This window comes from Salicola sp. AFF1 (genome assembly GCF_056783195.1).
Genome location: NZ_JBXAYL010000010.1, coordinates 40,648 through 58,456, shown reverse-complemented (window position 1 = coordinate 58,456; position 17,809 = coordinate 40,648). Strand labels below are relative to the sequence as shown.

Below are 17,809 nucleotides of genomic sequence, written 5' to 3'. Positions count from 1 at the left end.
ACACATGCTGAGCCCAGAGCAGGAACAGATCATCCAGGACACCGCCCCTGTGGTGGCGGAGCATCTCGAAACCATTACCGCGCGGTTCTATCCACTGATGTTCGAGCGGTACCCGGACGTCAACGCCCTATTCAACGCAAGCCACCAGGCCAGCGGCAATCAGGCGCGGGCGCTTGCCGGGGCGGTGCTGCAATACGTACAGCTGCGCGGCAACCCGGCGCAAGCCCGGGCCGCGCTCTCCACGGCCATAAGCAAGCATATCTCACTCGGTATCCAGCCCGAGCACTACCCCATTGTTGGCGAATGCCTGATGGAAGCCATTGGTGATGTCCTGGGTGATGCGATCACACCAGACGTCGCCGACGCCTGGCAGGCTTTGTACGACGAACTGGCTGGGCTGTTGATTGACGTTGAACAGCAGCACTACCACGACTTTGCAAACCGACCGGGTGGCTGGCAGGGCCGGCGGACCTTCCGCATCCGCAGCCGACGCCGGGAAAGCGAGGTCATCACCTCCTTCGAGCTGGAGCCCGTGGATGGCGAACCGGTCGCGGACTTCCAGCCGGGCCAGTACATCGGCCTCCGGCTCCAGATCAACGACGAGCCCACTTATCGCCACTACAGCCTGTCCGATGTACCCAACGGTCGTACCTATCGCATTTCGGTCAAACGCGAACCGGACGGGCATGCCAGCCGCTTCCTTCACGACGAGGCGGGCGTGGGCCATGAACTGGACCTGCTGCCACCGTCCGGAGACCTCACCCTGAGCGGCCAGGAGCCCCTATTGCTGATCAGCGGCGGGGTTGGCCAGACGCCCATGCTGCCGCTGGCCAAGCAGGCGCTGGAACAAGGTCGCCATGTGACCTACTTGCACGCGGCACGCAGCCGGCAGCAACATGCGTTCCGCGATGAAATCAAGGCGCTCAGGGACCAGTACCCGGAACAGTTCAACCCGGTGGTGATCTACGAGCAAGGCACGCCAACCGACGGCGCGGATGCCATCGGAATGATCAACCATTCCCTGCTCAAGCAGCACCTGCCCGCCCCCTCAGCCCGCTGCTATTTTGTCGGACCAGAGGCCTTCATGCAGACGGTTGATGCCGCATTGGAGGCGCTCGGCGTGAATGAGAGTCGACGCCATTTTGAGCATTTCGGGCCCTCCAGGCCGCTGCGGGCCGCCTGAAACGCCCGGCACTCCCTGTCTCCGGCTGGCAGGAACAATGGTACTATGGTTCCGGCCTATACCAACTGCCAATTCTCCAGCCCAAGGGGAGCGCATCATGGCCACCACTGAATGGTTCATCCTCCTTGCCGTTATCGGCTCCCTGCTGGGGGGCCTTGTCACGCTGAAAAACCGGGCTCACAGCCTGGATGTTTCCGGGGACCGGATGGAACGGATCCGCAAACGCAAGGCGGAACTGGAAGAACAGGAAAAGCGCGAGAACGACCAGGAGCCGTAACCTACTTACTCCTGGACGGCGCGCCGCTCAATCACTGTCCCAGAGTTCCGGCTTGGGCGCTTCCGGCGTCTGGGCATGCTTGCTCCAGGGCATCAGCAGGAAGTCCCCCTTACCGCCACGGGTCATATGGCGCTCTGAACGCAGTGCTTTGTAGAAGCCCAGACAGATCGCGATCAGCAGAAAGGACATGAAGAAGCCAAGGGAAATGGAGGCATCCTGAATCGCCCGCAACCCGCCCACAACCAGGAGGATCGTCGCTACAGACCCTTCTGACACCGCCCAGAAAACACGTTGTGCCCGCGGGGGATTGGGGTGACCGCCCGACGTCACCATGTCATCAACAAGTGACCCGGAATCCGAAGACGTAATGAAGAAAATCACGATGACCAGGGTTGCCCACATCATGGTCACCCCCGCCAGGGGTAGCGCCTTCAGCAAGGCGTGCAGTGACAGCGATACGTCCTCGTGAACGATCTGACTCAACCCGCCATTACCAAAGAGCTCGATATGGAGCGCCGACCCCCCAAAGACCGACAACCAGACGAATGTAACCAGCGTGGGCACCAGCATCACCGACAGCACAAACTCACGCAGTGTCCGTCCCCGGGAAATACGGGCCACAAACACCCCAACAAACGGCGACCAGGAAATCCACCACCCCCAGTAGAACATGGTCCAGGTGGTTTGCCAGTCGGTATGCCTGGTGTATTCCACCCACAGGCTCATTTCCGGCAGTGTCTGGATATAAAGTCCCAACGATCCCACGAACGTTTCCAGAATATGGATCGTTTGCCCGGCAAAGAAGACGAACACCATCAGCCCGAAAGCCAGAGACAGATTGATCAGGCTCAACCGCCGGATGCCCGCCTTGATTCCGGAGACCACCGAAAGTGTTGCCACCAGGGTAATCAGGGCAATAATGCCGACCTGCACATTGGTCTCCAGCGGTATGTCCATGTACTGGGCAAGGCCGCTGTTGATCTGCATGGCGCCCAATCCCAGGGAGGTGGATACCCCGAGCAGGGTGCCGACCGTGCAGAGAATGTCCACCCCATGGCCAATCGGCCCGTTTACATGGCGACCAATCAGCGGGTGCAGAATGGACCTGGGGGCAAGCGGAAGGTCGTGACGGAAATGGAAGTACGCAATGGAAGCGCCGAACAGGATATAGATGGCCCAGGGGTGCAGGCCCCAGTGGAAGAACGTGTAGCGCATGGCCTCCTTGGCCGCTTCCGGCGAACCGCCCTCCGCAAACAACGGATTGGTATGGTGGTACAGCGGCTCCGCCACGCCCCAGAACACCAGGCCGGTCCCCATACCGGCGCTGAACAGCATGGCAAACCACACACGATACCGAAATTCGGGCCTTGAATCCGGCGGTCCCAGCCGCAGCCGCCCATAGGGGCTGAGCATCAACCAGAACGCGAACACCACAAAGACAGTGACAATCAGCGCGTAATACCAGCCAAAGGTCCTGGAAATGGCCTGTTGCAGACTGGAAAAGGCCTCACTCGCTGTGGCCGTGAAAAGCCCCCCGAACAAGCAGAAGCCAATGACGCAAAGGGCCGACCCAATAAAGACCGGCGGTGACATTCTTTGGGTAAAACGCTGCCACGCCCTTACTACCCCTGATTGAAGTGCGCCCATAAATCCACAACCCGTAGAAGATCCAAGTGACGGTAACGGTTCACGCGCTACCGTAAGCCATTGTGATGTCGCGCTTATGATAGGGCTTCAGAGCAGCTCAGGCCATCTGTTGCAGTACACGCACCGTTTCATCCCATCCCAGGCAGGGATCCGTAATGGACTGGCCGTGGGTCAGCTCGCCCTCATCCTTTTGTTTACCATCAACCAGGAAGCTTTCGAGCATGATGCCAACAATACGGCGATTGCCCGCCTGGCGCTGACGCAGCAGTTCACGGGCGATTTCCGGCTGGCGTTGATGCTGCTTGCAGGCATTGTCATGACTGCAGTCAACCATAACGGAGGGGGTCAGTCCGTTCTTCCGAAGCGTTTGCTGGGCCGCCGCGATGCTGGCTTCATCGTAATTGGTAATGCCCCGGCCTCCGCGCAACACCAGGTGTGTATCCGGGTTACCGGGCGTCTGCATCATGGCCGGTCGACCCTGAAGATCCGTGCCCAACCGGTAATGGGGGGAAGCCGCTGACTGCATGGCGTTGAGTGCCATTTCGTGACTGCCATCCGTACCGTTCTTGAAACCCACCGGCATGGGCAACTGGCTTGCCATCTCCCGGTGAAGCTGGGACTCGGTGGTACGCGCGCCAACGGCGGTCCAGCTCACAAGATCGGACAGGTAATCCACCGCCATGGGATTGAGAGCCTCGGTGGCCAGTGGCAGACCCAGCTGCGCCAGGTTCAGAAGCAGACGCCGACTGCGCACCAGTCCCTGGGCCAGATCCCCTTCACCGGTGCGCTCCGGATCGTAAAGCAGTCCTTTCCAGCCCACCGTCGTACGGGGCTTCTCAAGGTAGGCGCGCATCACGATGAGGCAGCGGTCCTGTAACGTTGCCGCTAACTCCGCCAGCCGCTCACCGTACTCAAGCGCAGCCACTTCATCATGGACCGAACAGGGCCCGACAACCACCAACAGCCGCTCGTCCTCGCCTCTCAGAATGGCCCGAACCGCCTGCCGATGGCTCTCAACCTGAGCCTGTAGCGCCTCTGAACAGGGCAGCTGCCGCCTCAGTTCCACCGGTGCCGGCAACGCTTGAACAGCATTAGAATCCTGCGCCTGTTGGGTTGTTCCGGTCGTCGTCTGTGCATCGCTCATTGCTGTAACCATTATTGACCTCCCATAAAAAAACCCCGACGGCTGGCTGCCAGTCGGGGTTCTTCATCCGGTGGCAGCCAGGCTTGTTGCCGGGCCGCCTCCTGAAGTGTGAAGGATCGTCAGGCGTGGCCCGGCATGCGGCTAAAGAAAAAGCCGAAACCAAACCACTGGCAATACACAGCAGCCACCATGCCCGCCGGATTGTCGGCGAGTACCTGATTATTGATTGACGTGGATGCTGCGGTAACTGACTTCATGGTTCGAACTATAACGTACCCGCCCGGGTTTGCAACACCCGGCCAGACCGGAACGCCTTTCCTGTTTTCCAGGAAGATGAGAATATTATCACTGGAAAACGCGAACCTGATACTGACCGAGTAAATAATGCCAAGTGATTACAGCCTCACTGTTTACAGCAACGACCGCCTGACCCCGAACATGCGTCGCATCGTGTTGCACGGAGCGGAGCTGGCCACTTTCCCGCCGAATCAGGAAGGGGGCTACGTTAAACTGGTTTTCGAGCCAGCGCATCAAGACGCTAAACCCACCCTGCGTTCCTATACCATCCGCGCCTTTGACGCCGCCCGTCAGGCCATGACGCTTGATTTCGTGGACCATGGTGATGAAGGGCCCGCATCAGCCTGGGCCAACCGGGCCGAACCTGGCGACACCATCACCATCCGCGGCCCCGGCGACCCCAAAGTCGCTCCCCGGGATGCCGACTGGTTCCTGTTCGCGGGCGATATGAGCGCATTGCCGGCACTGGCCGTCAACCTGGAACAGCTCCCAGCCGAGGCCCGTGGTTACGCCATCATTGAAGTCCTGTGCGAACAGGACAAACAGCCCATCAAGCATCCCGAAGGCATCGAGTTGACCTGGCTGGTCAACCCTGACACGGCCAACCCCAACGCCCCGATCGCGGAGCGAGTACGCGCCCTGCCTTGGCTACCGGGCACTCCGTTTCCCTGGTTCGCCGGCGAGTTCAGCACGATGCGCAATCTGCGCCGCTTTTTCCGGGACGAGCAAGGCATCGATAAGCGGGCCATGTATTGCAGTTCCTACTGGAAGAAGGGGGATACCGATGAGGGCATGAAACAAGCGAAAAAACAGGATCTGGAGGCCTAGCACCTGTCGGCACTAGGCGCCGCTCAGCCATAGGTGCACGCCGATACTGGCCACATACCCCAGAAAGATGGCTGGCGTCCACCGTAGATGCCCGAGGAAGGTATAACTGCCTCGCGCCTGGCCCATCAGGGCAACGCCCGCCGCGGAACCAATGGAAAGCAGGCTGCCTCCAACCCCGGCGGTCAGTGTGATCAGCAGCCATTGGTTATGGGGCATGGCGGGATCCATGGTCAGAACCGCAAACATGACCGGGATATTGTCAACAATCGCCGAGATAACCCCGAGGAAAACGTTGGCGTAGGTGGTCGACCATTCCGTGTACAGTGTGTGGGACAGCAACTCCAGGTAGCCCATGAATCCCAGGCCACCAACGGCGAGCACAACACCATAGAAAAAAAGCAGCGTATCCCACTCCGCCTGAGCCACCCGATTGAAGACGTCAAAGGGAACCACGTTACCCAGGCGCTTCAACGCCTCCTGATCGCCCTTGCGTTCCGCATGGGCACGCCTGCGCTCCAGCCGTTCCGGCAAGGTCCGGCGCAGGTAGAACCCAAAGAACTGCAGCAAACCAAGCCCGGTCATCATGCCCAGCACCGGCGGGAGCCGCAGTACAGAGTGCACAAAGACCGCCAACGCCACGGTAACCAGAAACAGGCCAATAATCCGCACCGCACCCCGCTTCATGGTTACTGCTTCATACACAACCCCTGGTTTGCGATCCACCAGGAATGCGTTCATCACCAAGGCAGGGACGAGGAAGTTCACCAGCGCCGGCGGGAACAGCCGGGCAAACTCAGCCACGCCCACAACCCCGGACTGCCAGACCATCAGGGTGGTGATGTCACCGAAGGGGCTGAAGGCACCTCCCGCATTGGCCGCTACTACGATATTGATGCAACACAGATTAATGAAGCGGCTGTCCCCTTCGCCCACCTTGGTCACCACCGCACACATCAACAGGGCCGTGGTCAGGTTATCGGCCACTGGGGATATGACAAACGCCAAACCACCCGTGATCCAGAACAGCGCGCGATACCCGAACCCCTTGCGCAGCAACCAGGCCCGCAACGCATCAAAGACGTGGCGCTCCTCCATGGCATTGATGTAGGTCATCGCCACCAGAAGGAACAGCATCAGTTCGCTGAACTCCAGCAGTGTGTGCCGGAAGGCCTCTTCAACCACATCGGGGCGGCCCTCCGCCACATAAACACCCCCGATCACCATCCAGATAATACCCGCCGCCACCAGGACAGGTTTGGATTTGCGCAACTCAAGCCGTTCCTCGCCCATCACCAGGGCGTAGGCGATGGCAAAGACCAGCAGGGCGACCGCCCCAGGCAGTGTTGCGGTCAAGTCCAGCTCACCGGCACTGGCAACAACCGGCGCACTCGTAAACAGCAAACACAGGACAGCGGCTAGACGGTATAGCATGGGGCTCCGAATGTCGGGTTAGAAAACAGGGGCCAAAAGCGGGCTTAGTCTAATGCAGGCGGCTCGGCCCTGTCCTTGGCGGACATCAAGTGATTGACGGGCATCAAACCGGAAGCGCTCCCCCAGTAACGCCTCAGTCCTCGGGCAGCGACCTTTTCGGGCTTGAGAACACACTCAGCGCCGTAACCGTGGCCAGGATCAGGACCATCCCCACAACCTGGAGGGCGACCAGACTCTCTTCCAGAACCACAACACCGAACAGGGACGCCGTTACGGGCTCCACCATCGCCACAATGGAGGCTACGGCGGGCGCGGTGTGGTTCAGCCCGAGGATGTAGAAAATGAAGGACAGTCCCGCCCCCAGAATCCCAAGTGTTACGAACAGTGGCCAATCCGGCGTTTCCAGAGCGGTAGCGATCTGACTGGTATCACCCAGCCCCACCAGCAGAATGACCAGTGCCGCAAAGGCGACCACCAGTATCGCCTGAGGGCTGCCGTGGGGCGCCGCGTACTTGAACCCGAAAATAAAGACCGCATAGGACAACCCGGCCAGAAGCCCCGCGCCCACGCCAAGCGGCGTTACCCCGCCGGCATCAATGTCGTAAATGCGGGTAAGCAGCACGATCCCGATCATCACCATCACGATCGCCACCCACTTCATCGGAGTTGGGCTTTCCAGCTTCAGCGCAAAGGAAAGGAGATAGACAAACACGGGCGCGCAATACATCAATGTTGCCGCGACCGCAACGCTGCCCTCCGAAATGCTCAGGAAATAGAACGCAAAATTGCCGGCGACCCCCAGGCCTGCAATCGCCGACCAGAACCACAACCAGCGGTTTGAAAGCCCGCTCCCGCGCGGTCGCAGAGCCAGCCACCCCAGGACGAACACCAGCCCAATGGCCCCCCGGTAGAACGACACCACGAAGGCATCCCAGCCATCCGCCATCAGGATGCCACCGATACCGCCTGATAACCCCCAACACAGGGAAGCCAATACTACGAGCGCTGTTGCAGCTGCCATTGAAGCTCCTGATTGCACGTTGAAGATTGGGGCACACCCGACCAGCATTCAGGCTTAACCCTGGGTCAGGGAAAGTGCGGATTATGGGTGACAGACCAACGTCTGTCGAGTTGATACTCCTCAATTGATTAAGCGCTAACAGGGTTCATAGTGGAAGTGGTGGGTCGGCCCATCAGCCAGCCACAATTGGTAATTGGAGATGCCACGTGACGGACGAACAACCTCCCTCGGCGAACCCGGAACAAGACCTGGAAACACGCTTTCCCACTGCCTACACCATATTGTTCCTGCTGATCATTCTGGTGGCCGCGCTCACCTGGATCATCCCTGCGGGGCAGTATGAGCGGTCCATGAACGAAGAGATCGGGCGTGAGGTTGCGGTGCCAGGGACCTATGAAACCGTTGAACCCAACCCCCAGGGCTTCGTCGATGTGATGCTGGCGCCCACGGCAGGCTTTTATGATCCCGGAAGCTACGCCGCCAATGCCATTGATGTGGCCCTGTTCGTGCTGTTCCTGGGGGGTTTTCTGGGCGTCATGAACGCCACCGGCGCGATCGATACAGGCATTCGAAGCGCCATGCATCATCTGGAAGGCCACGAGATCTGGATGATTCCGATACTCATGACGCTCTTTGCGCTGGGCGGAACCACCTACGGCATGGCCGAGGAGACCCTGGCGTTCTACGCCATCCTGATCCCAGTCATGATCTCAGCCGGGTATGACGCGGTTACCGGTGTGGCCGTGATTCTGGTGGGGCCGGCATCGGGGTGCTCGGGTCCACAATCAACCCATTTGCGACGGTTATTGCCTCCAATGCCGCCCAGATTCCCTTCACGAATGGCATTGTGCTCCGCGCCATATTGCTCGTGGGTGGCCTTATCATATGCGCCGCCTACGTGATGCGCTACGCACAGCGGGTGAAGGCGGACCCTTCCCGCTCCGTGGTGGCCAAACAGAGAGCCGCACACCGCAGGATTTTCCTACAGGGCCACGATGAACTGGAGAACTTCGAGCTCACAGGCACACAGAAAATCGCCCTGATCATTTTCGCGCTGACGTTCATCGTCATGATCTGGGGGGTTTCAACCCAGGACTGGTGGATGGCCAGGATGGGATCACTCTTCTTCGGCGCCGCCATCGTTATCGGCATCATCGCCCGCCTGGGTGAAAAGAAGCTGACCAGCAGCTTTGTTGACGGCGCCCGGGACCTGCTCGGCGTAGCACTGGTTGTTGGGCTGGCCCGGGGCATTGTGGTGATCATGGAACAGGGCATGATTGCCGATACCATCCTGCACAGTGCCGAAACCACCCTGGGAGGCCTGCCCGAGCTCGCCTTCATCAACCTGATGTTCTGGATTGAGGTGGGCATGAGCTTTTTCGTGCCGTCATCGTCCGGCCTGGCCGTGCTCTCCATGCCGATTCTGGCACCGCTGGCGGATTTTGCCGGCGTCGGCCGTGATCTGGTGGTCACCGCTTACCAGTCCGCCAACGGCCTGGTGAACCTGATCAACCCAACCTTCGCAGTCGTAGTGGGCGGCTTGGCCATTGGCCGTGTTTCCTATGATCGCTGGCTGGTCTTTATGTGGCCCCTCTTGCTGATCCTGACCGTGTTCATCACGGCCGTGATCAGCATTGGCGCACTCCTTTAACATCAGCGGACGAGGACCTGACATGACCGAGCACACCCTTGGTGTTCACTCCGAAACCGGCGCTCTCAGGCAGGTGATCGTCAGCCGCCCGGGGCTGGCACACCGGCGCCTGACGCCCTCCAATTGCGATGCCCTGCTGTTTGACGACGTCTTCTGGGTCAAGCAGGCCCAGAAAGACCACGATGTGTTTACCTCCGTGATGCGTGAACGTGGCGTGGAGGTACTGGACGTCAACGATCTCCTGGGGGAAACACTTGATATCCCGCAGGCACGGGCCTGGATTCTCGATCATCGGATCACCTGGAATCATATCGGCGTGGGTATGGTGTCCGACCTCCGCGCGTGGATGGACCAACTGCCGGGTCAGACTCTGGCGGCGTTCCTGATGGGGGGCCTGGAAGTGGGCGACCTGCCCTTCGAGCCAACCGGGCTGTTCGGCAACCACCTGGGGCGCCATGGCTTTGTGCTGCCGCCCCTTCCCAACTTCCTGTTCACCCGGGACAACAGCGCGTGGATCCATGATGGGGTGACCCTGAATCCCATGTACTGGGCCGCCCGCAAACCGGAAACACTGCTGATGAGCGCGGTCTACCAGTATCACCCTGCCTTTGCCGGCAGGGTCAACGTCCACTGGGGCGACCCCCTCACCGACCATGCCCTGGCAAGCCTCGAAGGCGGTGACATCATGCCGGTGGGCAATGGGGTGGTGCTGGTGGGCATGGGAGAACGCTCCTCGCCGCAGGCCATAGGCCAGCTCGCCAGGGCCCTGTTCGAAAACGGAGCGGCTGAACGGGTTATTGCGTGCCAGATTCCCAAGACCCGCTCCGCCATGCATCTGGACACGGTGTTCACCTTCTGTGGCGGCAATGTGGTAACCAGCTTCAAGGAAGTGGCGGATCAGGTCGTATGCTACGACCTGCGCCCGGGCGAAAACGGCAAGCACCTGTCATTCCACCGGGACCCCCGTCCGCTGTTTGATGTGGTTGCGGAGGTGCTGGGCTATGCCGCCCTGGAGGTGGTCCCCACCGGCGGCGACACCCCGGCCGAGCGCGAGCGGGAACAATGGAACGACGGCAACAACGTACTCGCATTGAGCCCGGGCGTGGTCATTGGCTATGACCGCAATGACGATACCAATGCCGCCCTGAGGGCCGCCGGCATCGAGGTTCTGGCCATTCCAGGGGCTGAACTGGGCCGGGGCCGGGGCGGAGGGCGCTGTATGAGCTGCCCCACCCAACGTGACCCTGTCTGAACGAAAAGGAATCAAGGTATGGCTTTCAACCTCAGGAACCGGCACTTCCTCACCCTTAGGCACTTCAGTCCCCGCGAGATCGGTTTTCTGCTCAAGCTTTCAACCGACCTCAAAACCGCCAAGTACGCCGGCACTGAAACGCCCTGCCTGGAGGGCAAGGACATTGCGCTGATCTTTGAAAAGAACTCCACCCGAACCCGGGTCGGATTTGAGGTGGCAGCTTTTGACCAGGGTGCCCGTGTCACCTACCTGGGCCCCACTGGCACCCATATTGGCCACAAAGAGTCAGTCAAGGATACTGCCAGGGTGCTCGGACGCGTTTATGACGCTCTCGAATACCGTGGTTTCGGCCAGGATGTGGTCGAGGAACTCGCCCAATACGCTGGCGTGCCGGTCTACAACGGACTCACCGATGAGTTCCACCCAACCCAGATCCTGGCAGACTTCCTGACCATGCAGGAAAACGTGGAGAAACCGCTCCGGGAGACAGCATTTGTTTTCATGGGCGATGCTGCCAACAACATGGGTGACAGCCTCCTCATTGGCGGCGCCAAGATGGGCATGGACGTGCGGCTGTGCGCCCCCCGGGCCTGCTGGCCCGAGGAAGCCGTGCAAGCCGAAGCACGAGCCATTGCCGAGGATACCGGGGCCCGGGTCACGATCACCGACGACATTGATGCAGGCGTAACAGGTGTGGACTTTGTCTACACCGACGTATGGGTATCCATGGGCGAATCCAAGGACAAATGGGCGGAGCGCATTAAGCTGCTTCAGCCCTATCAGGTGAACGCCGCCCTGATGGAGAAAACCGGCAATCCCCGCGCCCGGTTCATGCACTGCCTGCCCGCTTTCCATAATACGGAAACGGCTGTCGGCAAGGAGATCCAGGCCGAATTCGGTATTGAGGCCATGGAAGTCACCGAAGACGTTTTCGAAAGTCCCGCCTCCATCGTTTTCGACCAGGCGGAGAACCGGATGCACACCATCAAGGCGGTGCTCGTCGCCACGCTTGGAAACTGACAGATAGAGATAAGGGAGCCAGACATGCTTGTGGTAGCAGCCCTGGGCGGCAATGCCCTGTTGCGTCGCGGGGAACCGCTGACAGCGGAAGCCCAGCGTGCCAATGCCCGGACCGCCGCGCAATCACTGGCTGGCATCGTCCGTGCCGGTCACCAACTGATCATCACTCATGGCAATGGACCGCAAGTTGGCCTCCTGGCACTGCAGGGAGCCGCCTACAAGCCGGATGAGTCCTACCCACTGGATGTCCTGGGGGCCGAAACGGAAGGCATGATCGGTTACATCATTGAACAGGAATTGGAAAATACCCTGAGCCATGAGCGGGCCGTCGCTACTCTTCTGACCCAGATCCGGGTGGACAGGGATGACCCGGCTTTCAGCAACCCCACCAAGTTCGTCGGACCGGTTTACGACAGGCAGGAAGCCGAGGCCAAAGCTGAAGCCGCTGGCTGGCAGATCGCTCAGGATGGGGACAAATGGCGCCGTGTCGTCCCCTCTCCCCAACCAAAGGAAATTCCCGACACCCGGGTTCTGGAACTGCTCCTTGAGCAGAACGTCGTCGTCATCTGCGCCGGTGGCGGCGGCATCCCTGTACTGCGCCGGGAGGACGGCAACCTGATCGGCGTGGAAGCCGTTATCGACAAGGACGCCGCCAGCGCCCTGTTAGCGCGCCAGCTGGGAGCCGATGCCCTGCTGCTGCTCACCGATGTGGACGCCATCTATCGCGGCTTCGGGACAGACGCCGCTACCCCACTCCATGAACTCAGCCTGAGCGATGCCCGGGCGCTCAACCTGCCAGCCGGCTCCATGGGCCCCAAGCTGGCTGCGGCAACCGACTTTGCCGAAACCGGGGGCCTGAGCGGTATCGGGCGGCTGGAGGATGCCGTGGCGATTCTGGAACGGACAGCGGGGACCCGTATTGGCGGATGAGGACCGGAAACAGGTAGCCGGCTCCCCGCCGCACTAACGTCCTGGTCCAGCCTAACGTTCCGAGGGCGAATGCCGGATCACCTGACCTTTCACCGGCTCGCCTCTGGCAACTGGTTCGCCATCTGCGGCGTAATGCCGGAATTGAGCGGGCAACCCTTCGCCCTTGAACGGCTCTGACGTCGTTTGCAGATGGTAGTGCAGATGGGGTTCACTGGAATGGCCACTGTTGCCACAGTCCCCGAGCAGCTCCCCGGGCTCTAGTTGATCGCCCTCCTCTACCTCAACACTGCCCCGCCGCAAGTGTGCCAGAAACGAGAACTCATCATTGCCATGATCGATGATGACGTAATTGCCCAGTGGCTGACGCGAGTTCATATTCCCCGGGACATTGTCCTCAACCCCGTCCACGGCCGCGACAACCGTTCCGGAAGCGGGGGCCAGAACCGTTTGCCCAAAACAGTAATAGTCCGCATTTCTTTCGCCCTTACCAGCATGCGAGGCCCCCTCCTCCCTGATCACAAAGTCATAGGCAAACCGCTGATCCTTCACGCGGGCATGCCGATTCTGGGATAACGTCCGCCCTCCCCACAGGACATACCACTGCCCACGGAAAGGCAGGCGCAGATCGGCCTTTGTCTCATACTCCCGGTATTGGGTTGGTGCCGCTTCAGCTGGCGTCACCAGGAAACCCGTGACTGCCCCCTCCTTATCGAGGGACCATTGAACCAGCACCGGTCCTGATGCCTTCTCAAAACGGGCCGTCCGTTTGTAAACCTGAGAGTCCCCAGCTGCGTCAACTCCCTCTGAAAGCAAGGATGCCTCCTGCCCCAACTGAGCCCCTATTTGGTCCCGAAAGAGCCTCAAGGCCTCTGCATCCCCAAAGTGTTCCTTCATTGGCGGCGCAAACTGCTCCCAGAGGCTGTCCAGTCGCTCCTGATAGAACCGCTGAGTCAGCTCCCGCCCCCGCTCCAGCGTCTGCCCTGTCTTTGCCACAGCGCCTGCGGCCAGACTGAGGAATAGGGCAAGCATCAGTACCGTTCGCCACATAGAGACCTACCTCCTGAATTCATTCTCTCCACTTCCGACTGCTCCTGTGAGAGCAATCACTCCCCACATTAGAGTCAACCGGGCATTCCCTTTACATTGCTCCCCGAAACGGATCGTCGCCAAGGCCAAGGCAACCAGTCTGACAGACTGCTAACATGCCATTAAGGTTCGCTGCACGAACTGGAACCTTCGTTTTCCTGCTGCCGAAAAAGGTGTTACAGACGTGTTCCGTATCAGCATCATTCTGCTCGTCCTGGCGCTTCTCACACCTGGCTTGGTTCAAGCCGAGACGGTCCGCATTGCGGGTTACCGCTTCCCACCCTTTGTCATGATCAAAGGAAATGGGTATACGGGAATGACTCTGGAAGTTATTGACGCGCTCAATGAGATCCAGGACCAATACAAGTTCGAATTCTTTCTCACCTCTTCGAAACGCCGTTACCTGGATCACGAACAGGGGTTCTATGATGCAATCCTTTTTGAGGACAAACGCTGGCAATGGCGTGACCGCCCGGTTGAAGGGACGCGCGTTATTGCCCGGGACGAAGAGGTGTTTGTCGCTCACAGCAATCGCGTCGATAGCCAAGACTTCTTCAATAACCTGAAAGACAAACAACTGGTGGGCATGCTGGGGTATCATTACCAGTTTGCCGACCATGTAACGGATGAAGGCTTTCTGGACACGAAATTCGATATGCTGCTGTCGAGCAGCCTCGAAAGAAACATTAAGCTCATCCTCCTGGACCGACCCTCGGTGGCGGAAGTAGCTGTCGTTCCCCGCTCCTTCCTCCGCCTGTACTTACGACGTCACCCCCGGGCCCGCGAACACCTAACCATCAGTGAGCGCGTGGACCAGGTCTACAAGCTACGCGCCCTCGTCCGGGAAGGCAGTACCATCCCCGTCAAATCAATGGACCGTCTGCTGGGCCAACTGGAAGAAAGCGGCAGGTTGCCCGAGCTGCGGCGAAAGTATCGGCTACCGTCGCCTCAGAGCGACTCGGACAACAATGCCAAGCCTTGATCCTGGGACAGCGGATCATCCATGAGGGTCAACCGGCCCGGATTGCTCTGGGACGCGCTGAACCACGCGGGTCCCGGCAATCATGTCGTGGATGCAGCGCCTGTCCTTGCGAAAGATAAAAAGCGCATCAATCAACCCGAACAGGTTCCCGGGGGCCATGGACATAAACGTGACCGGCAGATAGCGCTTACCGATGATGGCCGGGGCACCAATGAGGTGGCCTTCCAGGTTCTCGATCCGAATCCCCAAAGCCTTCTTGCCAAGGCTTTGACCACTATGGTGAAGGAAGTAGCCGTTCACCAGAACGTAGCCCACGACGCCGTATATCAGGAGCAAGACATCGGTTCCGAAAGAGGTTTCACCACCACTGAGCAGGTCGCCCCATTTTCCCCATACAAAAAGGACAGGCGTCATGATCAGGAGGGTGACTATTCCATCAATCATGGCCGCCCCCAGACGGCTTACCCTGGACGCCAGAGGCCGGCCTTCAGGGACTTCATCGGTTAGGGTAGAGGCAGGGACCTGATATGGATCCGGCACGGGACTCTCCTTGTCGAAGGCATTCATTCCTGAGCAAAATCTTCAAGCGCTTTGCCATCCAAGCGATAGACAACCCACTCACTCTGTGGTTCAGCGCCAATTGATTCATAAAACCGAATCGCCGGCTCGTTCCAGTCGAGAACACTCCACTCAAACCGCCCGCAATCATTGGCCACCGCAAACTGCGCAAGATGTTTCAGAAGCGCTTTTCCAGCGCCATCCCCCCTGTACTGTGGAGAAACATACAAGTCCTCAAGGTACAGGCCCCGCTTACCGAGCCATGTGGAGAAATTGAAGAAATAGACCGCAAACCCGATAGGTTCACCGTCAAGGTCGCAAATAACCGCATCAGTACTCGAACCGGGATCAAATAAAGCATTTTCTATGTCAGCGACTGTGGCCAGAACCTGCTCTTGCGCTCGCTCATAAGCAGCAAGCTCTGTGATAAACCTATGAATCAGAATCGCATCTTCAATTCTTGCTTGACGAATTTCTACACCTGACACTTCACACTCCCGTCTACAGCACAAAACAGGGGTTCTTCCAGATTGCATGGATACCGGGCACCTGATGAGCAAGCGGCCAGTCTTCCACTAAACAGGGCCCCCTTCAATCCCCTTTTGATCTGTGATGGACGCCGATTTGTCTTCGAGGCCACTCAAGAGCCTGGATGCCATGATCAATGGGTTTGGCCACGGTATTGACCCGGAGATGAACCGGTCCAGCGCTTGAACGCACGCTGGAATGCGCTCTGATCGCTGAATCCAAGCAGCCCGCTGATCGTGTGGAGGGCAAGATCCGGGTTTTCGATGTAACACAGGGCCAGATCGCGGCGCACTTCGTCCAAAAGGCTTTTGTAGCAGTGGCCTTCGGGGCTGAGGCGCCGCTGCAGGGTGCGGGGGCTGACATTCAGGCGCCGGGTAAGCTCGCTCAGGCTGGGCTCACCCTCGTGGAGCATCGCTTCCAGATGGTGCCTGATCAGTGCGGAGAACGCCTGGGACCGCGTCTGCATGAGCTGCGCCAGCTGGCTCTCCGCGCGCGCCTGGAGCACCTTTCGCAACATGGGGTCTGGCAAGCTCAGTGGCAGCTCAAGGATGGATCGCTCCAGGCAGAAAGCTGTCCAGGGCTGACCAAAGTGGACAGGACACTGGAAAAGGCGCTCATAGCGTTCACGTTCAGGTGGTTCGGGGTGTTCAAAGTAAACGCACTGGAGACCGTATTGATACTGGCTCAGCCAGCGGAAAAAGGCGAACCAGGCGGACAGCTTGGCCTCCGCGATGTGCCGTGGCGGCCGCCCCTCGCCAGGCATCGTCGTCCAGCTCAGCAGTAGTGAATCGCGTCGCCCCCTGAGCCGGGTTCGTCCGATGCCATCAACAATGGGCTCATACATCAGGAAGTGTTCAAGGGCTTCCCCCATGGTTTCGCTGCACATCAGGAGAGGGCCGAGAACACCACAATGCCAAGGCTTGGTGACCTGCCCCACATGCAGCCCGAAAAGAGAGTCTTCCAGGCGCCGCGACGCTTCATCGAACAAACACGCTACCGTTGTAGCCGGGACATGTCTCGACGGCTCCTCCAGCCAGCTGCTGGGAATACCACAATCCTCAAACAACCCTGTGGGCTCCAACCCGGAATGACGGACATAGTCCGCGGCAGCGCGTAGCACACTTATGGCAATACCACCAGTAATGGTCTGGCCCTCCTTGTCCAATTGCCTCAAATCCAGATCAGGCCTTCCGACCCTGAAGGCAGACTAATAGAAGGCGGGACCCCCCAGCGTGATCAACGTCACACATAGACGCCGTTGATACCCAGGATCAACCGGGCTCGGGATCCGGGGTTGCTGCTTTAATGGTGATGCGGTAGGGCGCTTCCACGGCACGCATGTCGCTGCACTGACCGGCAATATCCCCGTTGCGACAACCGGGATCGGACGATTGCCGTTCCACGACCCGACGGAACCTGTGCCCTTGAATCCCAATCGTCAGGGTCTCGTGCGTATAGCTGCGAAACGCCACATCCGGTCCTTTGACCCTTGCCTCCGCGAGAATCCGTCTGTCCGGGCTTGAGCCGGGATTCGCTTCGTATTGGATGCGGGCGTACTGGAAGTGTTCCCGGAAGTTATCAAGGCTGTACCCGTGCGCCAGCTCAGGCTTGAAGAACAACGTCAGCTTAAGACGCTGATCCTCGTAGGCCAGGGCGTGGTAGTCGAAGTCCGCATCGCACCGGACCCCACTTGGACAGGCTTTCCGGAACCGATTCCCGTCGCTGGTGGCCGTGTAGCTGAACCCGGCGCCCGGTTCAGACGCTGGGCGGGCAGCAGAGGCCCCGTTACAACCAGACACCGCCATGAGTGCGCCCATCAGCAACACACCCATACCGAGTCGTGGCACGAGCAACACGTGACCAATCGTCATGGGTTCAAGCTCATTCCTTCAATTGAGACCGCTAAAGCCCTTGAGCTGGATCAGGGTACCGGCCAGGTTCCATCACGGATTAGAACAAAGGTTGAACGGCGAT

17 protein-coding genes and 1 pseudogene are annotated in these 17,809 nt (G+C 59.4%); 8 read left to right on the top strand and 10 right to left on the bottom strand.

Going from position 1 to position 17,809, the window contains the following annotated elements; genetic code table 11:
- Positions 1-4 precede the first annotated feature (4 nt).
- A complete protein-coding gene (gene hmpA / locus AC1RQI_RS08700) occupies positions 5-1,183 on the top strand; it encodes an NO-inducible flavohemoprotein (protein ID WP_481904439.1) in 1,179 nt (392 codons plus the stop codon).
- 97 nt (positions 1,184-1,280) lie between these two features.
- On the top strand, positions 1,281-1,460 hold the full coding sequence (locus tag AC1RQI_RS08695) for a DUF2897 family protein (RefSeq protein WP_481904438.1): 180 nt from the start codon (positions 1,281-1,283) through the stop codon (positions 1,458-1,460).
- 27 nt (positions 1,461-1,487) lie between these two features.
- Here the strand turns inward: AC1RQI_RS08695 and AC1RQI_RS08690 are convergent, their stop codons facing one another.
- The 3 genes from AC1RQI_RS08690 to AC1RQI_RS08680 form a co-directional block, all read right to left on the bottom strand.
- Positions 1,488-3,053 (bottom strand): BCCT family transporter, encoded by a 1,566-nt coding sequence (locus tag AC1RQI_RS08690; protein ID WP_481904437.1) that lies wholly within the window; start codon positions 3,051-3,053, stop codon positions 1,488-1,490.
- A gap of 151 nt (positions 3,054-3,204) precedes the next feature.
- Entirely contained in the window at positions 3,205-4,251 is a 1,047-nt protein-coding gene (locus AC1RQI_RS08685; RefSeq protein WP_481904436.1) for a 3-deoxy-7-phosphoheptulonate synthase, read from the bottom strand.
- A gap of 119 nt (positions 4,252-4,370) precedes the next feature.
- The gene (locus AC1RQI_RS08680; RefSeq protein ID WP_481904435.1) at positions 4,371-4,508 is read right to left on the bottom strand and encodes a hypothetical protein; all 138 of its coding nucleotides are present in this window, start codon (positions 4,506-4,508) and stop codon (positions 4,371-4,373) included.
- A gap of 127 nt (positions 4,509-4,635) precedes the next feature.
- Here AC1RQI_RS08680 and AC1RQI_RS08675 point away from each other — a divergent pair, with 127 nt between their 5' ends.
- Positions 4,636-5,376: a siderophore-interacting protein gene (locus AC1RQI_RS08675; RefSeq protein ID WP_481904434.1), complete on the top strand. Its 741-nt coding sequence runs from the start codon at positions 4,636-4,638 to the stop codon at positions 5,374-5,376.
- Positions 5,377-5,388: 12 nt separating this feature from the next.
- On the opposite strand, the gene nhaD is transcribed toward AC1RQI_RS08675, so the two are convergent.
- The gene (gene nhaD / locus AC1RQI_RS08670; RefSeq protein WP_416634859.1) at positions 5,389-6,807 is read right to left on the bottom strand and encodes a sodium:proton antiporter NhaD; all 1,419 of its coding nucleotides are present in this window, start codon (positions 6,805-6,807) and stop codon (positions 5,389-5,391) included.
- 133 nt (positions 6,808-6,940) lie between these two features.
- Positions 6,941-7,828 carry a DMT family transporter gene (locus tag AC1RQI_RS08665; RefSeq protein WP_481904433.1) on the bottom strand — a complete coding sequence of 296 codons (888 nt, stop codon included), beginning with the start codon at positions 7,826-7,828 and terminating at the stop codon, positions 6,941-6,943.
- A gap of 206 nt (positions 7,829-8,034) precedes the next feature.
- Here AC1RQI_RS08665 and AC1RQI_RS08660 point away from each other — a divergent pair.
- From AC1RQI_RS08660 to arcC, 4 genes and pseudogenes are all read left to right on the top strand, one after another.
- Positions 8,035-9,479 (top strand): annotated as a pseudogene (locus tag AC1RQI_RS08660) (YfcC family protein).
- Positions 9,480-9,501: 22 nt separating this feature from the next.
- Positions 9,502-10,731 (top strand): arginine deiminase, encoded by a 1,230-nt coding sequence (locus tag AC1RQI_RS08655; RefSeq protein WP_481904432.1) that lies wholly within the window; start codon positions 9,502-9,504, stop codon positions 10,729-10,731.
- 18 nt (positions 10,732-10,749) lie between these two features.
- Positions 10,750-11,751: an ornithine carbamoyltransferase gene (gene argF / locus AC1RQI_RS08650; RefSeq protein ID WP_481904431.1), complete on the top strand. Its 1,002-nt coding sequence runs from the start codon at positions 10,750-10,752 to the stop codon at positions 11,749-11,751.
- A 24-nt stretch (positions 11,752-11,775) separates the two neighbouring features.
- Complete coding sequence (gene arcC / locus AC1RQI_RS08645) at positions 11,776-12,681, top strand: carbamate kinase (protein ID WP_481904430.1); 906 nt, start codon at positions 11,776-11,778, stop codon at positions 12,679-12,681.
- A 51-nt stretch (positions 12,682-12,732) separates the two neighbouring features.
- Here the strand turns inward: arcC and AC1RQI_RS08640 are convergent, their stop codons facing one another.
- Positions 12,733-13,728 carry a M23 family metallopeptidase gene (locus AC1RQI_RS08640; RefSeq protein WP_481904429.1) on the bottom strand — a complete coding sequence of 332 codons (996 nt, stop codon included), beginning with the start codon at positions 13,726-13,728 and terminating at the stop codon, positions 12,733-12,735.
- A gap of 223 nt (positions 13,729-13,951) precedes the next feature.
- Between AC1RQI_RS08640 and AC1RQI_RS08635 the strand changes: the two genes are divergently transcribed.
- On the top strand, positions 13,952-14,749 hold the full coding sequence (locus AC1RQI_RS08635) for a hypothetical protein (protein WP_481904428.1): 798 nt from the start codon (positions 13,952-13,954) through the stop codon (positions 14,747-14,749).
- Between the two features lie 15 nt (positions 14,750-14,764).
- On the opposite strand, the gene AC1RQI_RS08630 is transcribed toward AC1RQI_RS08635, so the two are convergent.
- From AC1RQI_RS08630 to AC1RQI_RS08615, 4 genes are all read right to left on the bottom strand, one after another.
- Positions 14,765-15,289, bottom strand: coding sequence for an RDD family protein (locus tag AC1RQI_RS08630; RefSeq protein ID WP_481904427.1), 525 nt, complete (start codon positions 15,287-15,289; stop codon positions 14,765-14,767).
- Between the two features lie 23 nt (positions 15,290-15,312).
- A complete protein-coding gene (locus AC1RQI_RS08625) occupies positions 15,313-15,795 on the bottom strand; it encodes an N-acetyltransferase family protein (RefSeq protein ID WP_481904426.1) in 483 nt (160 codons plus the stop codon).
- Between the two features lie 173 nt (positions 15,796-15,968).
- Complete coding sequence (locus AC1RQI_RS08620; RefSeq protein ID WP_481904425.1) at positions 15,969-17,000, bottom strand: AraC family transcriptional regulator; 1,032 nt, start codon at positions 16,998-17,000, stop codon at positions 15,969-15,971.
- A 106-nt stretch (positions 17,001-17,106) separates the two neighbouring features.
- The gene (locus tag AC1RQI_RS08615) at positions 17,107-17,706 is read right to left on the bottom strand and encodes a hypothetical protein (RefSeq protein ID WP_481904424.1); all 600 of its coding nucleotides are present in this window, start codon (positions 17,704-17,706) and stop codon (positions 17,107-17,109) included.
- Positions 17,707-17,809 lie beyond the last annotated feature (103 nt).

Coding starts and splice junctions, on each gene's coding strand:
- hmpA (WP_481904439.1), top strand. CDS start 5: ATGCTGAGCCCAGAGCAGGAACAGATCATCCAGGACACCGCCCCTGTG.
- AC1RQI_RS08695 (WP_481904438.1), top strand. CDS start 1,281: ATGGCCACCACTGAATGGTTCATCCTCCTTGCCGTTATCGGCTCCCTG.
- AC1RQI_RS08690 (WP_481904437.1), bottom strand. CDS start 3,053: ATGTCACCGCCGGTCTTTATTGGGTCGGCCCTTTGCGTCATTGGCTTC.
- AC1RQI_RS08685 (WP_481904436.1), bottom strand. CDS start 4,251: ATGAGCGATGCACAGACGACGACCGGAACAACCCAACAGGCGCAGGAT.
- AC1RQI_RS08680 (WP_481904435.1), bottom strand. CDS start 4,508: ATGAAGTCAGTTACCGCAGCATCCACGTCAATCAATAATCAGGTACTC.
- AC1RQI_RS08675 (WP_481904434.1), top strand. CDS start 4,636: ATGCCAAGTGATTACAGCCTCACTGTTTACAGCAACGACCGCCTGACC.
- nhaD (WP_416634859.1), bottom strand. CDS start 6,807: ATGCTATACCGTCTAGCCGCTGTCCTGTGTTTGCTGTTTACGAGTGCG.
- AC1RQI_RS08665 (WP_481904433.1), bottom strand. CDS start 7,828: ATGGCAGCTGCAACAGCGCTCGTAGTATTGGCTTCCCTGTGTTGGGGG.
- AC1RQI_RS08655 (WP_481904432.1), top strand. CDS start 9,502: ATGACCGAGCACACCCTTGGTGTTCACTCCGAAACCGGCGCTCTCAGG.
- argF (WP_481904431.1), top strand. CDS start 10,750: ATGGCTTTCAACCTCAGGAACCGGCACTTCCTCACCCTTAGGCACTTC.
- arcC (WP_481904430.1), top strand. CDS start 11,776: ATGCTTGTGGTAGCAGCCCTGGGCGGCAATGCCCTGTTGCGTCGCGGG.
- AC1RQI_RS08640 (WP_481904429.1), bottom strand. CDS start 13,728: ATGTGGCGAACGGTACTGATGCTTGCCCTATTCCTCAGTCTGGCCGCA.
- AC1RQI_RS08615 (WP_481904424.1), bottom strand. CDS start 17,706: ATGACGATTGGTCACGTGTTGCTCGTGCCACGACTCGGTATGGGTGTG.